This is a genomic window from Pseudomonadota bacterium (genome assembly GCA_010028905.1).
GTDB lineage: Bacteria > Vulcanimicrobiota > Xenobia > RGZZ01 > RGZZ01 > RGZZ01.
The window spans coordinates 1-1,355 of record RGZZ01000818.1; the positions used below are offsets into that span (position 1 = coordinate 1).

A 1,355-nucleotide genomic window follows, 5' to 3' on the forward strand; every position below is an offset into this window, starting at 1 on the left:
GGCGAGATCGAGGAGCCGCGGATGCTCGAAGACGAGGCGCACGGGCACATCTATGCCCAGCGCCTGTCGCAGCCGTACGGTGAGCTGGGTGGCCAGCAGCGAGTGGCCGCCGAGGGCGAAGAAATCGGCTTCGAGCCCGAAGCTCGGCGCCTTTGCAGAGGCAGCACCCCCACCGAGCACCGCGAGAGCCTGGAACAGCACCATCTGTCCGACGAGGTCGTCGGGGGTGGGTGTGATCTGCTCAATCCCCGTCGTTGTGAGCTCTGGCAATGGCAGCGTCTTGCGGTCGAGCTTTCCGTTCGAAGTCAGGGGCAGCGCCTCGAGGGTGACGATGGCTGTTGGGATCATGTACGCGGGCAGGGTGCGCGCGATGTGTCGCTTGATCTCGTCTGACGTGGCGGTTCCCACGACCCACGCCACGAGTCTCTTGTTGCTGGCGTCGGCGGGGTCGTCGACCGCGAGCACCACGGCCTGCGTGACGCCTGCGCAGGTGAGAATTGCTGCTTCGATCTCGCCGGTCTCGATGCGGAAGCCTCTGATCTTGACCTGGTGGTCGATGCGCCCACCGTGCTCGAGTCTTCCGCTTGCGAGCCAGCGGCCGCGGTCTCCGCTGCGGTAGCACCGGGTCCCGTCTGGACCCGCGATGAAGCGGTCGGCGGTCAGCCCGGGCCGCTCGAGGTAGCCGCGCGCCAGACCTTCCCCGGACACGATGATCTCGCCCCAGACGCCGATGGGCGTGGGGTTGCCGTGGGCATCCCAGACCTCGATGCCCCAGCCGTCGATGGGCGTGCCGATGACGCTCTGATGGCAGTAGGCATCGATGAGCGATTGTGTGAGTGCCTCGAAGGTCACGTGCACCGTGGTCTCAGTGATTCCATACATGTTGACGAGGCGCCCGGGGGTACCCATGTGCAGGTAGGGCGCGACGGATCGCAGGTCGAGGGCTTCACCCCCGAAGATGATCTCGCGCAGATGCAGCGCGGGCAGGGTGTCGTTTGCCTGTCTTGCCTGCATGGCGAGCAAGAGGTTCTGGAAGGCAGATGGCGTCTGGTTGAGCACGGTGACCTTCTCGTGGTGGAGCAGGTCGATGAGCAGGTCGGGCGAGGTGCGTGTTTCTTGCGGTACGATGACGAGGCGCCCCCCGTGCGTGAGTGCTCCCCAGATCTCCCAGACCGAGAAGTCGAAGGTGGTGCTGTGGAAGAGCGTCCATGCATCATCAGGGCCGAAGGTGAAGTCGCGGACCGTGCGCTGCAGCAGCGCAGCTACGTTGCCGTGGGTGACGCCAACGCCCTTCGGTCGCCCTGTGGAGCCAGACGTGTAGATGACGTAGGCGAGCTGGCCCGGCGTGATCTGTG

Annotated in this window: 1 protein-coding gene; it reads right to left on the reverse strand. The window is 65.6% G+C overall.

All coding sequences use genetic code 11. The features are described from left to right. Positions 1-1,355 (reverse strand): amino acid adenylation domain-containing protein (locus EB084_25590; protein ID NDD31638.1); only part of this gene is annotated, 1,355 nt, incomplete at both ends.